The sequence below is a fragment of the Desulfovibrio sp. GTC20076 genome (assembly GCF_055385905.1).
In genome coordinates this window covers 1,032,501-1,052,132 of record NZ_AP039366.1, presented here as the reverse complement: position 1 = coordinate 1,052,132, position 19,632 = coordinate 1,032,501, and the positions used below count along the sequence as shown (strand labels likewise).

Genomic DNA, 19,632 nt, shown 5'->3' with positions numbered 1-19,632 from the left:
GGGGGCTTAGGCCTCCCGGCCTTACTCTTGGAGCCTTTATGAAAAAATACCTTTTGAGCCTGGCCGTGCTGGTGATGTTCGCCACGCCCGCCCACGCCCTGACCGTCACCTGCACGAATTGCAGTACCAACCTGATTCAGTTGCTGGATCGCATCACCAATGTGGAAGAGCTTTCCAACGCTATCAAACAGTACCAGGAGGCTGTGGAACAGACGCGCCAGCAGATCAACATGGTGCGGCAGAACATTGAGCAGTACGAAAACATGCTCCAGAACACGGCCATGCTCCCGGCCAACCTGGTCAATGAGCTGAAAAACAGCCTGACGCGCCTGGCCAGCCTTTCCAATACGCTCCGGACGCAACGCGGCGATATCGTTGCCCTTGGTGAGATTTTCACCAATCTGTTTCCGGAACAGGCGCTCTTCAGCACCCTGGCCGGAGCGAGCCCGGAACAGGTGGAGGAAGCCAACCGCCGCTACCGTGAGGAGTGGGATAAATGGTCTGACTCCGTTGATCAGGCTTCCCAGGCCACCTTCCAGCTCTCCGGCCAGCAGCTTGCCGACTTGCAGAGCGATCCGGAACGCTTTCAGCGGTATATCGACAATCTCCTTTCCACACCGGACGGCCAGCAAAAGGCCATCATGGCGGGAAACCAACTTTCCGCGCTCCAGGTGCAGGAAGCTCGGCAGTTGCGTGAGCTGATGGCCACGCAGGTGCAGTCCCAGCTTTCCAGCCAGATGAAGACGGAAAAAGAAAGTCAGATGTCCGAGGAAGCTTGGCGCGAAACCATCAAGACGGATCGGATCGGCAAGGCCAAGGCCAAGCCCGATCCGTTTTAGGCGGCGGCTATGAAAAAATACTTTTTGCTTTTGGCCGCGCTTTGCCTTCCGGCTTTGGCCCTCCTGCTTCTGCCGGAACAGGCTCTTGCCGCTGATGAAGATTTCGTGTCCCGGCTGGTAGGCGAGTTCTACAAGAAAACAAGCACTTGGGAGCCTATCTTGAAACGGTACGCTCTGACGGTGTTCCACTGGCTGGTCATTCTGGAAGTGTGCTTTCTCGGCATCAAGGCGGCGCTCAACCGCGACCAGATCCCCGACATCTTCAAGCAGTTTGTAATGCTGCTTTTGATGGCCGGTTTCTTCCTGGCCGTCATCAATTACTACCAGGAATGGTCTTGGGACCTGATCAACGGACTGGGCAGCATCGGCAGAGAACTGACGCCGGGCGGCTATTCTTCAGAATCGCCGTTCCTTACGGGAATGCAGCTCGTCAAACTGGTGCTGGACAAGCTCTCCATCTGGTCGCCGGGCAACTCCATCGCGTTGCTCATTGCCGCCCTGGTGATCATCGTCTGCTTCGCGCTCATTTCCGCGCAGGTCGTGTTCATCAAATGCGAAGCAATGGTGACCATGATGGCGGCGCTGATTCTGGTGGCTTTTGGTGGCAGCTCTTTTCTCAAAGATTATGCCGTCAACGCCATTCGCTATGTGCTGGCCGTGGCTTTCAAGCTCTTTGTCATGCAACTCGTCCTAGGCGTGGGCATCGCCTTCATCGAAGGCTTTTCCACCTCCACGGCGGAACTTCAGGACATCTTTGTGGTCATTGGCGCGTCAGTCGTGTTGCTGGCCCTGGTCAAATCCCTGCCGGACGTATGCGCGGGCATTATCAATGGTTCCCACGTTTCCAGCGGCGCGGCGCTCACCGCTTCCGCTGCCGCTGTGGGTGGTGCTGCCATCGGTGCGATGGTGGCCGGGTCGAACACCGTCCAAAACGTGAAGGACGCCGCCAAGGTGGCGGGCATGGAAGGCGGGAGCGGCCTGGGCAAAGCGGCCAGCGTGGCGAAATCCCTGTGGGGTGCCCGTCAGGACGCAAAAACGTCTGGGGAAAAAGACCTGAGTACCCGTACCCGCTCGGAAATGCAGGAACGTCTTGAACGCGCCCGCATGGGCAAAGGCAAACCGAATAACGGCGAAAACTCTTAACCTATGGTGGTATTTATGGCTTTTTTCAAGAAATCAAAACAAGAAACGCCGCCCCCGTCTTTGGAGAAATCCAGCGGTAATCCCTACCTGAACGGGCGGGAAGAATGGCTGGAACGGTACGGTTCCTATATCAGTCGAGCCGCTCAATGGCGCATGGTGGCCTTTATCTGCCTGCTGCTCACCGGCATTTCCATCACCGGCAACGTGATGCAGGCCAGCCAGGTGAAGACCGTTCCCTATATTATTGAAGTGGACAAGCTGGGCAAATCCAATGTGGTGGCGCGAGCTGACCGGGCCAGTTCCACGCCGCAACGCCTGATACAGGCGGAAATCGCGGCCTGCATCAGTTCGTGGCGCACGGTCACGGCGGACGTGGAACTCCAGCAAAAAATGATCGAGCGGCTGTCCTTTTTCATGGCCGGGAGCGCCAAAGGTGTTCTGCGTGAGTGGTACGAGGTCAACAACCCTTATGAAATCGCCAAATCCGGCAAGCTGGTGCATGTGGACATCAAAGGTCTGCCCCTGCCGGTCAGCTCCGATTCCTACCGGGTGGAATGGGTGGAAACCGTGCGTAGCTATGCGGGGGTTCTACTTGATTCCCATACCTACGAAGCCACGGTGACTATTCAGATCAACCCGCCGACTGTGGATGCGGTACTGCTCCGCAACCCCGGCGGCGTCTACATCACGTCCCTTTCGGCTGGCAAAGTCGTGGGCGCGTCCGCTCCGGCCAAACCCCAAAACAATCAGGAATGAGGTTTTCCATGAAAAAGATACTGTTTTTTGTCTGCGTTTTTACGCTTTTTGCCGTCCCGGCTTTCGCGGCCACGCCTGTGCCCGCCGGGTATCCCCCGGCTATCCAGCCGGATTCCGGCAGTCCCGCTACGGCTGTCACGCCGGAAATCGACTACCTGAACCCCAAGGTAGTGCCCCTTACCGACAAGGAAAAGAAGGCGCTGCGCCTTTCCGGCTCCTGGTCGCGTCAGGGCGTTGAGCCGGTTCTGACCGGCGGCGGCAAGGTGGTCTATGTGCATGGCGCAAGTCTCCCTACGATTGTGGCCGCTCCCATGCAGGTATGCGATGTGGAGCTTCAGGCCGGTGAAACCGTGCATGAAATCGTGGTTGGCGATTCCTCCCGCTGGATGGTGGATTCCGGCACAGCAGGTTCCGGCGCGGGCGCTACCGCGCATCTGTTCATCAAGCCCGTGGATTCTGGGCTGGAAAGTTCCGCTGTGGTCACGACTGACCGCCGCGTATATCATCTGCGCCTTGTTTCCCAGCGTTCCGGCCATACGCCGTATGTGAGATTTCTCTACTCGGAAGGTCTGAAGCAACAAGCCGCCTGGAGACAAGCCAGAGAAGCGAAAGAGCGCGAATGGGGTTCTACCAGCGTGGACGGAAAAACTACGGATTTATCGGCCCTGAACTTCAATTACGAAGTCAAGGGCAAGGCCAAATGGAAGCCGGAGCGCGTTTATGACGATGGTCAGCAAACCTTCATCCGGCTGCCGGAAAAATCCGCGTCCGGTGAAATGCCCGTGCTGCTGGTACGCAAGGGCAAGCAGGATGTGCTTGTAAACTACCGCGTCAAAGACTCGGCCATGATCGTGGATGGTCTGTTTGACCGCATCGCCCTGATTATCGGCGTGGGCGGCGATCAGGAGAAGGTGGAAGTCATAAGGGGGAACAAGTAATGCGTAAAACTCTTTTTGCCCTTTGCTTTGCTGTCTTGCTCGCCTCCGGCTGCGCCAAGCCCGGCCTAGTCGGTTCCTACTGCGGCCCGCTGCCGGAGCAAAACGCCATTTCAGCCATTGCCGTCGATGCGGTTGATTGCCTCACGGCCCTGTACCCGCCCGGTCACACGTCCCTGCACCTGCTTCAGGCCAAGGATGCGGCCAATGATTTTGCCGCCGCCTTTGAATCCGGCCTGCGTTCGGAAGGCTTCACCCTGGCCGCTACGGAATCCGCTGATGTCATTGTTGTCGCTTATACCTTGGATGCGCTGGATGAAAAATCCGCATGGTATCTGCAACTGCGGCTTTCGGACGGTAAAGCCATCGCCCGGTCATACACGGCGAATGGTCTGCCGGAAGCGGGCCAGAGCCGCACGGAGCAGGAGTTCCGGCGCTCTTTTGTTGACCGCACCACTGAAAAAGTCCGCCATGCCTGGGATACGGGCATGGACTCCATGAAATAGGGGGAAGGTATGAGCGACAATACCTCCAACAGCTTGGAGCCCGCAAAAAAGATCAACGTCACCCGCATGAGCCGCTGGCCGATCTACGCCGTGCTGCTTGTGGGCCTGTTTCTGCTCGGCATTCTGGTTTACAGCGTGAATTTCGCGCATAATCAGGAGGAAGAGCAGGCGGGAACGCCCAAGGTGGACATCAAAGAAGAGGAGCGCCCCTTGCTCATGAGCGAAGGCCGCGGCCTCGCCTTGGCCCCACCTGCCGGTTCTCCGGCCATTGCCGGGCCGGATCTGAAACCTGCGGATTCTGGGAAGCGCGAACCGTTGATTGTGGTTCAAGCGCAAAAGGAACAGCCTGACCAGTACCGTCAGGAACTGGAAAACCTGCGCCGCATGAAAGCGCAAGCCCAGCTCACGGCGCTATCCGCGCCGCTGGGTGTGAAAAAGGCGTCCGACGCTTCCGCAGGGCAACAGGTAGCAATGGTGCAACAGGATCAGCGCCGCGATCCCGCCCTGGATGTGAGCCGTGATTTATCATCCCTGCGAGAAAACGGCTATGATCCCGCCGCCGACAAAGATAAGGAAGCCTTTTTCGGGCGGGCTGAAAAGGATTCAAGCTGGATTCTGCCGCATACCCGCACAGCCGGTCAGCCCTTGGAACTTAAAACCGGCGCTGTGATTCCCGGCGTCATGGTCACGGGCATTAACTCCGATCTGCCGGGCAACATCACCGCGCAGGTTTCTCAAAACGTCTTTGACACGGCCACGGGGCGGCAACTGCTTATCCCGCAGGGCGCAAAGCTCTTCGGCGTTTACGACTCCCGCGTGATCTACGGTCAGGAACGTGTTCTGGTGGCCTGGAACCGCCTGATGTTTCCGGACGGCTCCGCCGTCACGCTGGGAGCCATGCCCGGTTTGGATATGGCGGGCAATGCCGGGTACACAGACAAGGTGAACAACCACTATCTGCGGATTTTCGGCTCGGCCATTCTCATGAGCATGATTACCGGCGGCATGTCCTTCAGCATGGATTCCCTGGACAGCGGCGGTGATAGCGACAACCCCACGCTCCAAGATGAAATGAGTGCTGCGCTGGCTTCGCAACTCGGCCAGGCCACGCTCCAGCTCCTGCAAAAGAACCTGAACATCAAGCCCACGCTGGAAATCCGGCCCGGATACCAGTTCAACGTCATTGTGACCAAAGATATTGTGTTTGAGCAGCCATACCGCAGCCAAAGGTGCCGGTAATCAAGGCGGGATTAAGAACGGTTTCGGGGAAGACCTTCTCACTCCAGGTCAAAGGCCTCAGCTATTTCGACAAACGCCCGCAAGCGGTTGTCTGGGCGGGAGTTGAAGAATCAGCACCTTTAGCGGTACTGAAAAAGCAGGTGGACGATGCGCTGGCTCTCCATGCGGGGATCAAAGCGCCTGACGGACTTTTTTCACCACACATCACTTTGGGTAGGGCAAAACAGGCAGACAGAGCGGCGCTGAAAATATTCACCGCCAAATACGGTAATATGACCACAGCCGCGTTCAGGGTGGAATCGTTCACCTTGTTCAGCAGCGTGCTGGCTCCGGGTGGGGCCGTGCATACCGTTGAAGAGCTGTATCCACTCGTTAATGGCATTGGGAAAATGTAAAATGATCGAAAAGGCACGGGAAAAGCATCTCGACAGCGTTATGGCAATCTGGCTGAACACCAATATTGCCGCACACCTCTTTATTCCTCAATCGTATTGGGAGGCTGCGTTTGCCCAGGTGAAAGAGGCCATGCCAGCAGCCGATGTGTTTGTTTACCAGGAAAACGATCAAGTAATGGGATTCATTGGAATTACCGATAGTGAGTATATCGCAGGGCTGTTTGTGGATGAAAAAGCGCAATCCCAAGGGATTGGCCGAAAGCTGCTTACCCATTGCAAACAACTCTATTCGCATCTGGAACTGGATGTATTTACGGAAAACCCTGGCGCTGTCCGCTTTTATGAAAAGAATGAATTTGAAATCGTCAGCACAAAGATAAGTCCCGATTTTAACCGCGAAGAACATCACATGATCTGGTCGGCATAAGCAATTGGCGGGTACAGAGGCATCAATGTTTAATATACAAATACGACCGGCAACGCCGGAAGATGTAGCAGCTATTTTCGACGTGCGCTGTTCGGTCAGGGAAAACCATATGTCCCGTGATGAACTGGCCGCGCTGGACATAACGCCGGAAACGGTGCGTGAGATGATCACCGGCGGCGACTACATTGTGCCTGTTGCCCTCATCGGTGGTGCAATCGCCGGATTCGCCATGTCCCAGATTTCGGAAGGCGATGTTTTCGCGCTGTTCGTATGTTCAGAGCATGAAGGCAAAGGACTGGGCCGCGCCCTTATGCGCGAGGTGGAATCCGGTCTTAAGGAACACGGCGTTGCCGATGCTTGGCTCTTCACCGGCGCGGAAGAAGGCATACGCGCTCCCGGCTTTTACCGGCATCTCGGTTGGGTTGAATCCGGACTCATGGAAGACGGGCAGATAAAATTTTGCAAACCACTATAGGAAAAGCCGCCGTATGATCATCAAAACATTGCTTCTCTTCATTGTGACCGCCATTGCGGAAATAGTGGGCTGCTATCTGCCTTATGTCTGGCTCCGTAAAGGTGGTTCGCCGTGGCTTCTGATCCCGGCCGCACTCAGTCTGGCAATTTTTGCATGGCTGCTGACAATGCATCCGGCTGCCAGCGGCAGAGTATACGCGGCCTATGGCTGCGTCTATGTGGTTACGGCGCTTTTATGGCTGAAAGTCGTGGACGGCGTTCCCTTGGCGACCACAGACCTGATAGGCGGAGCCGTTGCCATCGCCGGTATGTTGATCATTGTTTCCGGTTGGGGAAAAGTCGCCTGATACGCTTTCTTTAAATTTTTGCCTTTTGGGGATTTATGCGCGACACCTATGTCCCGACCTTGCGACACCTATTTTTATAACAACGCGATGGCAGCCGGAATATGGCCGGATGGCCCCCCAAAAAGCCGGATGAACCGGCAGATAGTTTTGTTTTTGCAGTGGCGGAACGCCTGAATCGAACTTTTTGCTATTTTCGACAATAGTCCTGACCAAGGCTGTAACCCGGTGGATAGCCCAAGACCTCATTTGTTCGCGCCTGTGCCTCTTCAGGCGCAATACCTTGAAGCACTAATTCTCCCCATGTCCGGTTCCAGGCAAGAGTGCGCTGCTCGCGTTCCTCTCTTTCCCGCGCTGACATCTGGCGAAAGCCGCGCTTGGCGGGAGTTTTGAACATATCCCGCATCCGGCCCATGAGATCGGACAGCTTTTTATTCATCTTCTGCGCTTTGCGGCGTAGGCGCTCCGAAGCCCGCGCCCGCTCCCGATGGAGCATTGGGCCAAGTCCCAGCGCCTCAAAGAGGGCTTCCGTGACAATACGGATCGCCCGGCAGCCGAAGTATGCGCCTTCCTCATTCTGGCGGCGTGGCTGCTTCACTCGTATGAACCCGGCTTCCTTGAGCAGAGCGATGGCGCGTTCACAGCGGCGCTGCCCGATGCCCGAATCTCCCACGACAGTTCTCATGTCAATGTCGATGAAACCGCTGGCCGGAGTGGGTGTGCCGAGGCACATGGAGGCCAGATCCAGATGTCGGAAAATGACTTCCAGCACGATCTGGCAGGCCTCCCGGCGCTCGCTGCGGATCTGCCTGCCCGTGCCATGCAGCGTCGGGCACTTTGCCGGATGGAAGTACCATGCTTTGGCCCGTTCCGCCGCCAGGGAGAGGATGCGCGGAAAGCCGCCTTTCCCTTTGGGTATGGGAACGGCGGCGTTCAAGCGCGGGGTATGTGGGTTGTGCCCGCAGCGGTTGCCGGATGGCTGCGGCATGGGCGGTCAGATCACTTCCAGAGATTCCAGGAAGGTATCCAGGGCATGCCGGTCATAGAGAATGCGTCCGCCGATGCGAGTAAAAGGAATATTCGGGATTTTTGTTGTTCGTGCTTTATTCAGAAAGTCCGTTGAAACACGCAGATATTGTGCAGCTTCCTCCACACGCATCCAGCGAAGTGGAATATGGACAGGATTTTCCTTCTTTTCTCTTTGATCGGCCATTGTATGCTCCTCCATGCTGCAACAAGGGTTTTGTCGTTTCTGTATGGAGCAACCGTATCACAGGTTTTTCGGGAAATTCCTTGAGCAGATGGTTTCGCAACCTTTGACAACCTGCTACAACTTGCAGCAACCTAAATTTTCTGAATATTCTGCTTGACGCATTTCAATAAACAAGGAAATTCCTCGTTTTGTGTAAACTCACTATAAAGGCCGCCTTGTAAAATCGCCCATCAGGTGGTAGATTTTACACTATGAATAAACGCACAATATATTCGCAGTTGATGGAAGCCTTGTCCGACACGCCTGTTGTTTTCCTGCGGGGAGCTAGACAAACCGGCAAAACGACTCTGGTAAAGCAACTGGCCGAAGCGCCTGCGGACGGCGGGGGCAGCCGCCAATACATCAGCCTTGATTCGGCCACTGCTCTGGCTGGGGCTCTGGATGATCCCACCGGATTTTTGCAGGGATTGAAAAAGCCGGTAATCATTGACGAAGCGCAACGTGCCACCGCCTTGATGCTGGCCATCAAGGAGGATGTGGATCGTGAACGTCATGCAGGGCGTTACCTGCTGACTGGTTCGGCCAACATCCTGACCTTGCCGGGTATTGCGGACTCTCTGGCCGGTCGCATGGAAGTGCTGACCCTGTATCCGCTTTCGCAGGGCGAGATAGCCGGGACGCAGGAAGACTTTATCAGTACGTTGTTTCAAAAAGATTTTCCGCCCAAAAGCGCGGGGGCAGCGTCATTGACCAAGGAAAAACTTCTGGAAGCCATGGTTCTCGGCGGTTATCCGGAAGTGCTGTCCAGAAGCAACGGGAAGCGCCGCGCCGCCTGGTTCGATTCCTACATTACCACGCTGGTGGAGCGGGATATCCGTGACATCTCCAACGTGCAGGACATCAGCGGGCTGATCCGACTGCTGCGCCTGCTCGGCGTTCGTTCCGGAACGCTGCATAACCAGGCCGAACTTTCGCGGAGCGTGGGTATGCCCGCCAGCACCCTCGGCAGATACATCCCGCTGCTGGAGGCACTGTTCCTGATTTGGTTCCTGCCCGCCTGGTCAAGCAACCTGGGCAAACGGCTGGTGAAATCACCCAAAATTCACGTCTGTGATTCCGGCCTGGCCTGCCATCTGTGCGGTGCGGACGCGGAACGCCTGGCCGATGATTCGATCATGGCCGGTCGGCTGCTGGAATCTTTTGTTGCCGGGGAACTGCTGAAGCAGAGCAGTTGGACGGAGCATCCGGTATCGCTCTATCATTACCGCTCGCAAAGCGGCGAGGAGGTGGACGTGGTGCTGGAAGACAGGGCTGGCCGGGTGGCTGCCGTGGAGGTGAAGCTTGCCGCCAGTGTAGCTTCACACGATATCAAAGGACTGGCGTCACTACGCGATGCGCTGGGCGATCGCTTTGTGCGGGGCGTGGTTGTCTATACCGGCCAAGAAGTTATGCCTATGGGCGACAGAATATTTGCCGTGCCGGTCGGGATGATGTTTGACGGAGATTCGGTCACAAAGGAGAGGACATAATGACTCCCAAAGAATTGCTGTGCCAGTGGATCGAGGCTTTCAACGCGGGAGACGCGGAACTCCTGGCGTCTTTTTATGATGACGATGCCGTAAACCATCAGGTTGCCAATGAGCCGGTTGTCGGCAAAGCCGCGATTCACGCCATGTTCCAAAAAGAATTCGCCACTGCGGAAATGACCTGCATTGTCGAAAACATCTTCACAAATGGGCAGTGGGCAATAATGGAGTGGAAAGATCCCTTGGGGCTGCGCGGCTGCGGGTTTTTCCAGGTCGCTAACGATAAAATTGTTTTCCAAAGGGGCTATTGGGATAAGCTGTCCTTTTTGAAAATGCACAACCTGCCGATCGAATAGTTTATAGGTAGTAATTGGGCCAATAGCGTTGGCCTAATTCTACTTCCCATTGAAACATCAGGGAAAAACAATTTGTGCCACCGGCGGTGGCACAAATGAACCCGTATGCTTGATCGCTTGCTTAGTCGTTACTTGGTCGGTTTTGCTGCCGCCCGTCACCGACACTCACAAATGCGCGATCAACTCATATAAGCGCCGCCTTCAACGCATCAAACCTGGAGAGGGCGTTCGCTGTTTGCTGAATAGCTTCGAGCGTTATTTTCTTCGGTATATCCACTACTGAAGCGGCCTGAATCAGGTCGGAATCCGAAATATCTTTCCCTTTGCCGTTGACCATGGCCGAATGTTCGCCATTAAAGCCCACGGATGGCGTAAGATCGTAAGCAGGCGCGAATTTCCACCGTCCAGCCGCATCCAGAAGGAATGAAAAGTTCTTGGAGTGGTCATCCCGGTTGCCGGACTTGACGTTGAACACCATCAACCGAACCATCTTTTCCACTTCCCGCACATCGCGCGTCAAAGCCTTGGTCAGGCGAAGCAGGTTTTCATAATCCAGTGTCGGCTGCCGGTGCGAGGCGTGCAGCAGACCGGCAGCGGTGTGAACATGTACTTTCTGGCTGTTCTCGCGGTCAAAGCGGCGGACGCCGAAAAAACCTGCCGTTGTATTCGAGGGAAAAAGCCTGGTCTCGGGCATTTCCACCCCGGCCTCACGCGCCATAAGGGAATATACGTACTCGATAAGTCCCTGATCCTGGCCCTCCTCACGAGCGTGGAACTTGATGAGCCACGGGGAGAAACCTTTACCGCCAGTACCGTCCGGCACGACTTTTGAGCCGTCATCCGACACGTCGGCCAGAATCTTTGGCCGTGCACCGCCGGAAGAACCGCCCAGTTTGAGCAGGTCGAACACTACTTCCAGTGAAGCGTCTCCCTCGGCCAAAATATTCCGGGCTTCTTCCGCCAGGCCGTCCAATTGCAGGGAGGAAGCATCAAGCGCGGTTTGCATTTCCCGACCGGGTATGTATTCCATGGCACCCATGCCTCCGGCCCCGACCATGGAGAGCCGCTGCAAAGGCGAAATTTCATGCAGACTTTCCCCCAGAGCGCGTAATGCTCTATCCAACAGGAGCAACCCCCAGCCGTCAGGCAGACTGTCGTTGAACACACCGGGCAGGCCGTCAAAGCCCCTTTCTTTGTCTTCAAAGACGCCCGATTGCAGTGGCAGCTTGAATGGAGAAAGTTCAATGCCTGAACCGATAAAATCCGAATCATATTCAAAGAGGATGGCCCGGTTCCGCTCGGCCAGTCTGCCGACATAGCGCCGTGTTCCGCGCAGGTTGCAAAAAACATCCAAAGTATCAATTCTTGATTGGCTCATTCTTTTTCCTGCTGCTGCGTTTGCGCTTTTTCGGTTCAGGGGTGAACAGGCTGGCTGAAAAAGTTTGCCCGGAGAACACGTTGTCGAAATCGCCAAGAGAGCCCAGCACCAAGGCGATTTCCAGCAGAGACTGGAACGAAACAAGGCCGCTGCTCTCAAAACGCTTTATGGAACCAAGACTGACGCCACTGCGTTCTGCCAGTTCCATTTGCGATATATTGAGAGCCAGGCGGCGCTCTTTGGCCTTGGCCGCGATTTCCTGACGGACTTCCGTGGGGGTTTTCAGATTAAAAGGCAACATACTATCCCTTTGCAAAGTGTTTTCGCAAATATAGCTAATATATTATCTGTAATCAATGAAAAATCAAATTGCTTCCAAATTTAGCATCCGTGAGTGGATTATCCCGGGCAGGAAACCATGCTTATGGGCGACAGGATCTTTGCCGTGCCGGTGGGGATGATGTTAGCGGGATAACCAAAAATCATCCGAAGAAGCAGCAGTCCGCATCCTCGTGGACTATCTGGAAAAATTTTTCCAAAGTACCAACTTCGGGGCGCGTAGAATAGCTGTTCCATTTGCCACTGGCCCGCATCCAGTAAATTTTCCACAAAGCGGTTGATTTGACAAAGGCGGCCTTTGCAATAGGGGTATGCGTCTTTTGAGTTGGATCATCCCAGCGGGGACGAATCTCATAAAGTTCGACACTCTGGCCTTCTATGCGGCATCCCCAGTCCACCTTGGAGCGAATTTCCGGCTTCGGCCCGTATGTTTCTCTGAACGTGGCAAAAACTTTCTTGTGACGTGCGATTTCCAGTTCACTGAAAGCCATTACGGATTCTCCTCATGCACAATTTCCCAGCGTCCGCCTTTTGCTCCGCCTATACGCCGCAATATTCCCTTCTTTTTAAGTTTAGCGGTATGGTATCGTACACCGTCTTCTGTCAAACCCATTTGAATGGCTATTTCCCTTTGTGAAATCGTTGATGTTTCAGCGATAATTTGCATTATAGCTTTTTCTTGTTTTGTCAGACTATACTGCTCTTCGGTAGTTTTTCCGGTAGTTTTCCCGGTAGTTTTTCCGGTAGTCGAAGGTTGCGCCTCAGCTTCATCAGCCTTCACCTCCGACCGCCCAAAAACAGTAATAAACATGCCAGCAAGTTCTTCAAACTGAGCGGTTGGCTCATTTTCTAAGATCAGAGACATACCACGCCCCCAAGCCTCCATCATGTGAATTCTGGTGAGGAGTTGCGCGATAAGCGGATTGCGGCGTCTGGACAATCGACCCTGGCGTAAAGCATCAAGGGTCAGCCCGCCGAACAGGGTGCCGGGGTTGCGGATTTCAACGCGATTTTTGAATACGGCCACCTGCACATGTTCGGGATCGCGGTAGTCTCGATGGCAAAAGGCGTTGATGATCGCCTCACGCAAGGCCGGAATCGCAATTTCGGGCACGTCCACCCGGTAAAGACCTTCCAGGCGCATACCGATGTGGATATTTTTAAGAATGTATTGTTGCGCTTCTTCGACAAGCTCAAGAATATCGCCTTCAAAATCGCGTCTGTCGATAATGAACGATGTTGTATCCGTGCCAAAAACCGCGCAACGGAGCTTCAGTGATGGCTTTGCTCCGAAAAATAGCGGAGCCGCGTTCACGAGCTGATCCCCTTTCAGGAGATCAAGATTCTCCAGCGCGACCGGTAGAGAATGCCACGACAACTCGGCACGCTCCACAAATGCGCGAACCTTCTCTTCGCTCAAGTCCGCAAAGGTGGCCTTGCAGGGTTCGGAGTCCCAATGTCCGGCTGAGTGGTTTCTCCTGGAAAAGAATTTTTCCAGTTCCTTGGCGCTCATTTGCCGGTCTTCATCGCCAACGCGCATGTATTGCCTGCCATAAGCGGCATAAGGCGTTTCCTGGCCAGCAAAAAGGACTTTAATGCACTGTATCCCCTCAACCATCTCGGTGGTGATTTCGGGGTAAATTTTTGGTTCAATATGCGCGGCAATGGCTTGGGAAATATCGCGGATTGTTTTTGCGCCAACATTGATGCCTACGGGGATACCGTCATCACGGATGCCGAACCACAGCGCACCTTCGCCATGCTTGTTCAGTATGGCGGCAATAGAAATGATTCCCTCTTTGAGCTGCCCAAGAGTTTTTTTGAGTTCGGTAGTTTCATTTTCACGCATGTATTTTCTCCAGAAAAGACAATGCCAGAGGCGGTGGCGTTCAGCAAGAGCCGCTAAGACTACCATCCATAAATTCATCCATTTTCACCCAATTGCTTGGGTATCCCCGGAAGAGAAAACAAAGACCTTGCTTCATTCACTGGTAAATTTGGCAACAGCTTGTTGCCAAATCAGGCAGCGCAAAGCGACGTTGCCAGCGACACTATCCAATACCGTCCAGCAACATTTTTTACAACATACCGTCTTTACAGATATTTTTCCGGATATTGACAAAAACGGAATCGGCAAATAGTATGTTATCTTCGATATTTGGGACGTACCTGTCCATCCCCTTGGGGACGCCAAATGATTCCAAGAGGTTATAATAAAAACCTCACCAGATACCCACAGGGGGTTAGTCCCGGGGGTTAGTTTTGAAAAAAGGCTGCATGAAAGTGCGGCCTTTTTTCGTTTTCAAAAACGAAGTTTGAAGCATGTTCTTCTACTCCGTACCTGTTGGGATGAGCTTGTCGGATGTTCGACCACAATTGCGGCGAACCACAACTGCCTTTGCCTCTCCCCCCTGCTTCTCTTCCTTTTTGCCTGCAAAGGATTCCTTTTTTGATAAAGGGAAGAAGGAGCAGGAAAGAGGATGTGACGATTTGCAGGACCACGACTTGCCAGTGCGCTCAGAGCATCCGAAACTTCCGAGAATGCTCCAAGGCTGTGCAGGTATCTGTCCGTGGTTGTCTGCTTTTCGTGTCGCAGGGCGTGCTAAATGGCAAAGAGGCTTTTGCCCTCTCGGGCCAGAATGGTAGCAGCCAGATGCCTGATGGCATGAAAACCGAAAGGTTTTACCCTGGCCTTGGCGCAAGCCTTTTCATTACGTGGGCTGCCAAGACGCCTTTTACGTCCACCATCAAGGGCGTGAGGCGCATTTACCAGAAACCTTCGTGGACACCGACTCTAAGTGGGTCACTGGCAAGTTGCACACGACCAAGACGCCCAACACCAGTGCTGACCTTTTGAACGACCGGGTTTGCCCTTCTTCTCATAGGAAATGGGCCTTATCCGAATCCTGACGGACAGGGACACGAAGTATTGCGGGAAGCTTGAACAGCATGATTATGAATTCTATCTTGGCGTGAACGGCATAGAGCACACCAAGCTCGTGCGCGGCATCCGGAGACGTAATGGTATCTGCGAGCTTTTTCATAAAACGGCGTTGCACGAATTTTATCAAGTTGCTTTCCGGCGCAAGCTAGATGTAGAGTGTCAACACGTTGTTCACCCTCCTAGCCTTGAAGCTGGAGGTTTTCTGCCAAGAGCCGAGTGTGGTCGCAAGAAATTATACCGATGCGTCCATATCGACAGATAAGCTGTTCTTTTCCATGAGTGGGTATACGTTTCGGCGTATGCCCACTCATTCAATGCTGTTCGAATGAAGCGTTCTGCCTTGCCGTTGGTTTGTGGTCTATAAGGCCGTGTGCGTTTATGCGTTATTCCAAACTCACGGCAAGCGTCTCGAAATTTCCAAGACCTATAGCAAGCGCCATTGTCCGTCAGAATTCGTTCTACTTTGATGCCGTGCGAAGCATACCACGCGATGGCAAACCACAAAAACTCTATGGCAGATTCCGCCGTTTCATCCGGCAGTACTGCCGTATACGCGGCCCTGGAAGCGTCATCCACACATACATGTAAATATTCCCAACCTGGTCGACGCCGACGGACTTGCCGTGTCCCCGTCTTCCTATGACCAACTCCATCAATCTTGCCGAGACGCTTGATGTCCAGATGAAGCATCTGCCCCGGCTTCGCCCATTGATAACGCTGTACCGGCTCTTTTTCTTCCAAAGAAGAAAGCCGGGAGCAGCCGAGTCTGCGCAAGGCACGAAACACAGTGCTGCGGCACAGGCCAAGGCGTAATGCGATTGCGTCGCCAGTCTGTCGCTTTTTCCGCAACTCAAAAATTCTGGAAACGTCCAGCTCCGTCAGCCGATTTCTGCAATGTCGAGGCCGGGAAGAGGCGTCTGCTAAAGAAGCAAGACCTCCTTCACGGTATCGCTTCATCCATTTTCTGGCGGTTCGCAGGCTTACTCCAAATCCTGCCGCCACCGTAGCGGCAGGATTGTCCAGCATCCGCTGTATCATTTCTTCTCGACCTCTTGCGGTCAGTTTGGCATTCTTATGGCTGTTCACCTTCTCCCTCGATCGGTTTGCTGTTGTCTGTTAACTCCAGCTTTACCGACTTGGGGGAGGGTGAACAACCTATTGGAACACTACAGCTAGATCACTCTTTTGACGAGCTACAGACCGACCTGGGCACTTGGATGGACAGCTACAATTCGGAAAGAACGCATCAAGGAAAAATGTGCTACAACAGAACGCCCATGCAGACACTCCTTGACGGAAAGAGGGACTGCATGGAAAAGTCGGACAACTGAACTAATCGGACAGGAAAGTCCATCAAAACGGAGTTCCACTCTTCTTTCAAGGGGCAATTGTCAGATCAAGTCGAGACTACCTCAAGTAAACTACATGGACTGCTTCCTACGCAGCATAACGCTCTGCCCTCCAATACCCCAGTTGTCAGTCTCCACTTCATCAATAATTACCATTGTGGTGGCAGGATTTTTATTCAGCACCCGAGCTAGAAGCTCTGTGACGCCACTAATAATTTCAGCTTTCTGTTCACTGGTTGGCGCTTCTTTTCCACCAGTGATCTTAATGTTCACGAATGGCATATAGTTCTCCGATTTTTTGTATTGGCCTAAAATCAGATATTCTGAAATAAACAATCAAGCAAAACTTCACCATTTGCCGCCCATATACAAAACAGTTTGTATAGTAATTTTGCCACAGAAACATGTCGTACAGCAAGGTTTCTTTTCTATACGCAGATAGCACACAATTACCTCCCCTAGAAAAATCCTCTTATGTTTTGAGCGTAAGAGGATTTTAACCCGCTCCTGGCCGAGGTTTGTATTCCCACATGATATCATGACATCCGTGGTCGTAAGCGGCACAGGAACCGCTAAAGAGCACGAAACCACAGCCGATGCCCCTCGGGGCTGTTTCTAAATAACGTCTCGACTTTTCGTCGGTTTACTACTTTTGTTTTTCCATGAGCAGACACGACATTTCCGACGAAAAGTGGGCCATAATCGGGCCTATGTTGGCGAAGACCGGTACTGAAACCAGAGGACGCAAGTAAAGACGACCGCAACGCTTCCTCAAATGGGCCAAGAGGCTGGAGGTCTGGAATGGCATCCTTCGCATGTTGTCCATAAATGCAGATCCTGAGCCATAATTATCGATGCCACCTTTATAAGGCTGCACCAGCATGGTACCGGCGCAAAAGGGGGCACTTCAACCGGAGGTCGGGCGCAGTAAAGGAGGATTAACCACCAAAGTTCACGCTGTTGTCGATGCGCTTGGCAACCCTTTACGCATCCACCTCACTACGGGCAATGTGAATGACATTGTTCCCGCATGCGACCTGATTGAAGGCTTACTGGCAGATAAGCTTCTCGCTGACAGAGCTTATGATGCCAACAAACTGCTCGCATTGGCAGAACGTCAAAACCACGAGGTGGTGATTCCGCCGGTCCGGGCAGGCTGGTTCAACTAGAGTATGATATTCACGCGTACAAAGAGCGCCACCTCGTTGAGTGTTTCTTCGCTAAGCTTAAATCATTCCGAAGAGTTGCAACCAGGTATGATAAGCTGGTCATAACATTTAAAGCGACAGTCATGCTTGCTGCATGCCTCGTTTGGCTGCAATGAACTATTTAGAAACAGCCCCTAGGTGTAGTGTTCCAATAGGTTGTTCACCCTCCCCCAAGTCGGTAAAGCTGGAGTTAACAGACAACAGCAAACCGATCGAGGGAGAAGGTGAACAACCTATTGGAACACTACACCTAGCGGATTCAATTTCGTCCAGAAGGCCTACGCCGTACAGCCATAAACCGCAAAAGCCCTTGGCGCCTGAGCAGCGAAGGGCTTTTTAAAGATCTTGGGGCGCGGCCCGTGGCAGGCCTTGGCCCTGAAAGCGCGGTGCTGCGGGCAGCGGGGATCCCGCATGAAGCTGCCCTGGCCGCGCAAAAGGATTGCAGAATGGCCATGCAGTCCCGCAGGCCGGGGCAGCAGGCCATGCAGCATACGGGCAGGGGCAGGGGCAGCGGATGATACCAGGGACAAAACAGCAAAGCTCCCCGCGCGAGATGCAGCGGGGAGCTTTAAAAGATGTTGGCAGCGGCCTACTTTCCCACATGACGTTATGCAGTATCATCGGCGATGGAGAGCTTAACTTCCAAGTTCGGAATGGGATTGGGTGTACCCTCTCCTCCATGGCTACCAACAAAGTTGTCAAATATATAATTGACAGGGAAGGAAGGAGTTTTTTTCAAAACAAGCCGCACGGGCTATTAGTACTGGTCAGCTCCGCGTCTCGCAACGCTTCCACCTCCAGCCTATCAACGAGGTAGTCTACCTCGGCCCTTCAGGGATTGCTCCTGGGAGAACTTATCTTAAGGCAGGCTTCCCGCTTAGATGCTTTCAGCGGTTATCCCTTCCGCACATAGCTACCCTGCTGTGCCGTTGGCACGACAACAGGTCCACCAGGGGTGCGTCCATCCCGGTCCTCTCGTACTAGGGACAGGCCCTTTCAATTCTCCAGCGCCCACAGAAGATAGGGACCAAACTGTCTCACGACGTTTTAAACCCAGCTCGCGTACCACTTTAAACGGCGAACAGCCGTACCCTTGGGACCTGCTTCAGCCCCAGGATGTGATGAGCCGACATCGAGGTGCCAAACCGCATCGTCGATGTGAACTCTTGGATGCGATCAGCCTGTTATCCCCGGCGTACCTTTTATCCAATGAGCGATGGCCCTTCCATTCGGGACCACCGGATCACTAACACCTACTTTCGTACCTGCTCGAGATGTCTCTCTTGCAGTCAAGCTCCCTTATGCGTTTGCACTCGACGGCTGGTTTCCAATCAGCCTGAGGGAACCTTTGCATGCCTCCGTTACAATTTAGGAGGCGACCGCCCCAGTCAAACTACCCACCAGACACTGTTCCCTCGCCGGATGACGGCTGAGGGTTAGGGACCTGAAAAAACAAGGGTGGTATTTCAACAATGACTCCCCCCATACTAGCGTACAGGGTTCACAGTCTCCCACCTATCCTACACATGCAGTTCCAAATCCCAATGTCAAGCTATAGTAAAGGTGCACAGGGTCTTTCCGTCTTTCTGCGGGTACACGGCATTTTCACCGCGACTTCAATTTCACCGAGTCTCTGGCCGAGACAGTGTGGAGATCGTTACGCCATTCGTGCAGGTCGGAACTTACCCGACAAGGAATTTCGCTACCTTAGGACCGTTATAGTTACGGCCGCCGTTTACCGGGGCTTCAATTCGGAGCTTCGCTTGCGCTGACCCCTCCTTTTAACCTTCCGGCACCGGGCAGGCGTCAGTCCGTATACGTCGTCTTTAGGACTTCGCACAGACCTATGTTTTTAGTAAACAGTCGCCACCACCATTTCACTGCGGCTCCCTCAGGCTCATTAAGTGAATCAATTTCACCCGAAGGAGCACCCCTTCTTCCGAAGGTACGGGGTTATTTTGCCGAGTTCCTTGGCCAGAGTTCTCTCGAGCGCCTTGGATTATTCATCCCACCCACCTGAGTTGGTTTTCGGTACGGTTTGCATGCACTATACTTAGGAGCTTTTCTAGGCAGTAGAGGCTCAACGGCTTCAGACCTTACGGTCACGGACTCGCGTCTCAGCGTAAAGAAGTGCGGATTTGCCTACACCTCACGCCTACCTGCTTGCACCGGGTAATCCAACACCCGGACCGTCTACCTTCCTGCGTCCCTCCATCGCGCGAACATACAAGTACGTGAATATTAACACGTTTCCCATCGAC

21 protein-coding genes, 2 rRNA genes and 2 pseudogenes (1 of these 25 cut by a window edge) are annotated in these 19,632 nt (G+C 53.7%); 15 read left to right on the top strand and 10 right to left on the bottom strand.

The features are described from left to right. Nucleotides 1-38: 38 nt before the first annotated feature. The 10 genes from trbJ (at nt 39) to ACZ495_RS04550 (ending at nt 7,061) form a co-directional block, all read left to right on the top strand. Nucleotides 39-839 (top strand): P-type conjugative transfer protein TrbJ, encoded by an 801-nt coding sequence (trbJ, locus tag ACZ495_RS04595; protein ID WP_464262714.1) that lies wholly within the window; start codon nt 39-41, stop codon nt 837-839. 9 nt (nt 840-848) lie between these two features. Further along, on the top strand, nt 849-1,982 hold the full coding sequence (gene trbL, locus ACZ495_RS04590; RefSeq protein WP_464262713.1) for a P-type conjugative transfer protein TrbL: 1,134 nt from the start codon (nt 849-851) through the stop codon (nt 1,980-1,982). 15 nt (nt 1,983-1,997) lie between these two features. Continuing rightward, nucleotides 1,998-2,738 carry a VirB8/TrbF family protein gene (locus ACZ495_RS04585; protein WP_464262712.1) on the top strand — a complete coding sequence of 247 codons (741 nt, stop codon included), beginning with the start codon at nt 1,998-2,000 and terminating at the stop codon, nt 2,736-2,738. 8 nt (nt 2,739-2,746) lie between these two features. Then, the gene (gene trbG, locus ACZ495_RS04580) at nt 2,747-3,676 is read left to right on the top strand and encodes a P-type conjugative transfer protein TrbG (RefSeq protein WP_464262711.1); all 930 of its coding nucleotides are present in this window, start codon (nt 2,747-2,749) and stop codon (nt 3,674-3,676) included. Then, complete coding sequence (locus tag ACZ495_RS04575; protein WP_464262710.1) at nt 3,676-4,179, top strand: hypothetical protein; 504 nt, start codon at nt 3,676-3,678, stop codon at nt 4,177-4,179. The genes trbG and ACZ495_RS04575 overlap by 1 nt, the downstream gene beginning before the upstream one ends. Before the next feature lie 9 nt (nt 4,180-4,188). Continuing rightward, complete coding sequence (locus ACZ495_RS04570) at nt 4,189-5,418, top strand: TrbI/VirB10 family protein (protein WP_464262709.1); 1,230 nt, start codon at nt 4,189-4,191, stop codon at nt 5,416-5,418. Beyond that, nucleotides 5,409-5,813 carry an RNA 2',3'-cyclic phosphodiesterase gene (gene thpR, locus ACZ495_RS04565; protein WP_464262708.1) on the top strand — a complete coding sequence of 135 codons (405 nt, stop codon included), beginning with the start codon at nt 5,409-5,411 and terminating at the stop codon, nt 5,811-5,813. Before ACZ495_RS04570 ends, thpR begins: the two co-directional genes overlap by 10 nt. A 1-nt stretch (nt 5,814) precedes the next feature. Next, entirely contained in the window at nt 5,815-6,240 is a 426-nt protein-coding gene (locus ACZ495_RS04560; protein WP_464262707.1) for a GNAT family N-acetyltransferase, read from the top strand. 109 nt (nt 6,241-6,349) lie between these two features. Further along, nucleotides 6,350-6,715, top strand: a complete 366-nt coding sequence (locus tag ACZ495_RS04555; RefSeq protein WP_464262706.1) for an N-acetyltransferase family protein — start codon at nt 6,350-6,352, stop codon at nt 6,713-6,715. A 13-nt stretch (nt 6,716-6,728) separates the two neighbouring features. Further along, entirely contained in the window at nt 6,729-7,061 is a 333-nt protein-coding gene (locus ACZ495_RS04550) for a YnfA family protein (RefSeq protein WP_464262705.1), read from the top strand. Nucleotides 7,062-7,248: 187 nt separating this feature from the next. Here ACZ495_RS04550 and ACZ495_RS04545 read toward each other — a convergent pair whose 3' ends face one another. Further along, on the bottom strand, nt 7,249-8,046 hold the full coding sequence (locus ACZ495_RS04545; RefSeq protein WP_464262704.1) for a hypothetical protein: 798 nt from the start codon (nt 8,044-8,046) through the stop codon (nt 7,249-7,251). A 6-nt stretch (nt 8,047-8,052) separates the two neighbouring features. After that, nucleotides 8,053-8,271, bottom strand: a complete 219-nt coding sequence (locus tag ACZ495_RS04540; RefSeq protein WP_464262703.1) for a helix-turn-helix domain-containing protein — start codon at nt 8,269-8,271, stop codon at nt 8,053-8,055. A 251-nt stretch (nt 8,272-8,522) separates the two neighbouring features. On the opposite strand from ACZ495_RS04540, the gene ACZ495_RS04535 reads away from it, so the two are divergent. Together ACZ495_RS04535 and ACZ495_RS04530 are read left to right on the top strand one after the other, a co-directional pair. Further along, on the top strand, nt 8,523-9,800 hold the full coding sequence (locus tag ACZ495_RS04535; RefSeq protein ID WP_464262702.1) for an ATP-binding protein: 1,278 nt from the start codon (nt 8,523-8,525) through the stop codon (nt 9,798-9,800). Next, nucleotides 9,800-10,153 (top strand): nuclear transport factor 2 family protein, encoded by a 354-nt coding sequence (locus ACZ495_RS04530; RefSeq protein ID WP_464262701.1) that lies wholly within the window; start codon nt 9,800-9,802, stop codon nt 10,151-10,153. Before ACZ495_RS04535 ends, ACZ495_RS04530 begins: the two co-directional genes overlap by 1 nt. Before the next feature lie 184 nt (nt 10,154-10,337). Here the strand turns inward: ACZ495_RS04530 and ACZ495_RS04525 are convergent, their stop codons facing one another. From ACZ495_RS04525 to ACZ495_RS04510, 4 genes are all read right to left on the bottom strand, one after another. Then, on the bottom strand, nt 10,338-11,531 hold the full coding sequence (locus ACZ495_RS04525; RefSeq protein ID WP_464262700.1) for a type II toxin-antitoxin system HipA family toxin: 1,194 nt from the start codon (nt 11,529-11,531) through the stop codon (nt 10,338-10,340). After that, complete coding sequence (locus ACZ495_RS04520) at nt 11,512-11,832, bottom strand: helix-turn-helix domain-containing protein (protein WP_464262699.1); 321 nt, start codon at nt 11,830-11,832, stop codon at nt 11,512-11,514. Before ACZ495_RS04520 ends, ACZ495_RS04525 begins: the two co-directional genes overlap by 20 nt. Nucleotides 11,833-12,013: 181 nt before the next feature. Continuing rightward, nucleotides 12,014-12,361, bottom strand: a complete 348-nt coding sequence (locus tag ACZ495_RS04515) for a DUF3024 domain-containing protein (RefSeq protein ID WP_464262698.1) — start codon at nt 12,359-12,361, stop codon at nt 12,014-12,016. After that, a complete protein-coding gene (locus ACZ495_RS04510) occupies nt 12,361-13,719 on the bottom strand; it encodes an ATP-binding protein (protein WP_464262697.1) in 1,359 nt (452 codons plus the stop codon). Before ACZ495_RS04510 ends, ACZ495_RS04515 begins: the two co-directional genes overlap by 1 nt. A gap of 863 nt (nt 13,720-14,582) precedes the next feature. On the opposite strand from ACZ495_RS04510, the pseudogene ACZ495_RS04505 reads away from it, so the two are divergent. Further along, nucleotides 14,583-14,962: pseudogene (locus tag ACZ495_RS04505) on the top strand (transposase family protein); the annotation flags it as partial. A 23-nt stretch (nt 14,963-14,985) separates the two neighbouring features. On the opposite strand, the gene ACZ495_RS04500 reads toward ACZ495_RS04505, so the two are convergent. Next, on the bottom strand, nt 14,986-15,900 hold the full coding sequence (locus ACZ495_RS04500; protein ID WP_096152641.1) for an IS481 family transposase: 915 nt from the start codon (nt 15,898-15,900) through the stop codon (nt 14,986-14,988). Nucleotides 15,901-16,001: 101 nt separating this feature from the next. Here ACZ495_RS04500 and ACZ495_RS04495 point away from each other — a divergent pair. Continuing rightward, nucleotides 16,002-16,145 (top strand): annotated as a pseudogene (locus tag ACZ495_RS04495) (IS481 family transposase); the annotation flags it as partial. Between the two features lie 90 nt (nt 16,146-16,235). Here the strand turns inward: ACZ495_RS04495 and ACZ495_RS04490 are convergent. Next, entirely contained in the window at nt 16,236-16,445 is a 210-nt protein-coding gene (locus ACZ495_RS04490; RefSeq protein WP_464262696.1) for a tautomerase family protein, read from the bottom strand. Between the two features lie 599 nt (nt 16,446-17,044). On the opposite strand from ACZ495_RS04490, the gene ACZ495_RS04485 reads away from it, so the two are divergent. Further along, entirely contained in the window at nt 17,045-17,332 is a 288-nt protein-coding gene (locus ACZ495_RS04485; RefSeq protein WP_464262695.1) for a transposase, read from the top strand. A 615-nt stretch (nt 17,333-17,947) separates the two neighbouring features. Here ACZ495_RS04485 and rrf read toward each other — a convergent pair. Together rrf and ACZ495_RS04475 are read right to left on the bottom strand one after the other, a co-directional pair. Then, nucleotides 17,948-18,062 (bottom strand): 5S ribosomal RNA (gene rrf, locus ACZ495_RS04480). Nucleotides 18,063-18,107: 45 nt separating this feature from the next. Further along, nucleotides 18,108-19,632: ribosomal RNA gene (locus ACZ495_RS04475) — 23S ribosomal RNA — on the bottom strand; it runs 1,408 nt beyond the window's last position.

Excerpts from the sequence above, each read along its gene's own strand:
- ACZ495_RS04540 (WP_464262703.1), bottom strand. The coding sequence starts at position 8,271 with ATGGCCGATCAAAGAGAAAAGAAGGAAAATCCTGTCCATATTCCACTT.
- ACZ495_RS04575 (WP_464262710.1), top strand. The coding sequence starts at position 3,676 with ATGCGTAAAACTCTTTTTGCCCTTTGCTTTGCTGTCTTGCTCGCCTCC.
- ACZ495_RS04555 (WP_464262706.1), top strand. The coding sequence starts at position 6,350 with ATGTCCCGTGATGAACTGGCCGCGCTGGACATAACGCCGGAAACGGTG.
- ACZ495_RS04570 (WP_464262709.1), top strand. The coding sequence starts at position 4,189 with ATGAGCGACAATACCTCCAACAGCTTGGAGCCCGCAAAAAAGATCAAC.
- ACZ495_RS04585 (WP_464262712.1), top strand. The coding sequence starts at position 1,998 with ATGGCTTTTTTCAAGAAATCAAAACAAGAAACGCCGCCCCCGTCTTTG.
- trbL (WP_464262713.1), top strand. The coding sequence starts at position 849 with ATGAAAAAATACTTTTTGCTTTTGGCCGCGCTTTGCCTTCCGGCTTTG.
- ACZ495_RS04560 (WP_464262707.1), top strand. The coding sequence starts at position 5,815 with ATGATCGAAAAGGCACGGGAAAAGCATCTCGACAGCGTTATGGCAATC.
- ACZ495_RS04485 (WP_464262695.1), top strand. The coding sequence starts at position 17,045 with ATGGTACCGGCGCAAAAGGGGGCACTTCAACCGGAGGTCGGGCGCAGT.
- ACZ495_RS04545 (WP_464262704.1), bottom strand. The coding sequence starts at position 8,046 with ATGCCGCAGCCATCCGGCAACCGCTGCGGGCACAACCCACATACCCCG.
- trbJ (WP_464262714.1), top strand. The coding sequence starts at position 39 with ATGAAAAAATACCTTTTGAGCCTGGCCGTGCTGGTGATGTTCGCCACG.
- trbG (WP_464262711.1), top strand. The coding sequence starts at position 2,747 with ATGAAAAAGATACTGTTTTTTGTCTGCGTTTTTACGCTTTTTGCCGTC.
- ACZ495_RS04550 (WP_464262705.1), top strand. The coding sequence starts at position 6,729 with ATGATCATCAAAACATTGCTTCTCTTCATTGTGACCGCCATTGCGGAA.
- ACZ495_RS04535 (WP_464262702.1), top strand. The coding sequence starts at position 8,523 with ATGAATAAACGCACAATATATTCGCAGTTGATGGAAGCCTTGTCCGAC.
- ACZ495_RS04515 (WP_464262698.1), bottom strand. The coding sequence starts at position 12,361 with ATGGCTTTCAGTGAACTGGAAATCGCACGTCACAAGAAAGTTTTTGCC.
- ACZ495_RS04525 (WP_464262700.1), bottom strand. The coding sequence starts at position 11,531 with ATGAGCCAATCAAGAATTGATACTTTGGATGTTTTTTGCAACCTGCGC.
- ACZ495_RS04530 (WP_464262701.1), top strand. The coding sequence starts at position 9,800 with ATGACTCCCAAAGAATTGCTGTGCCAGTGGATCGAGGCTTTCAACGCG.
- ACZ495_RS04520 (WP_464262699.1), bottom strand. The coding sequence starts at position 11,832 with ATGTTGCCTTTTAATCTGAAAACCCCCACGGAAGTCCGTCAGGAAATC.
- ACZ495_RS04510 (WP_464262697.1), bottom strand. The coding sequence starts at position 13,719 with ATGCGTGAAAATGAAACTACCGAACTCAAAAAAACTCTTGGGCAGCTC.
- ACZ495_RS04490 (WP_464262696.1), bottom strand. The coding sequence starts at position 16,445 with ATGCCATTCGTGAACATTAAGATCACTGGTGGAAAAGAAGCGCCAACC.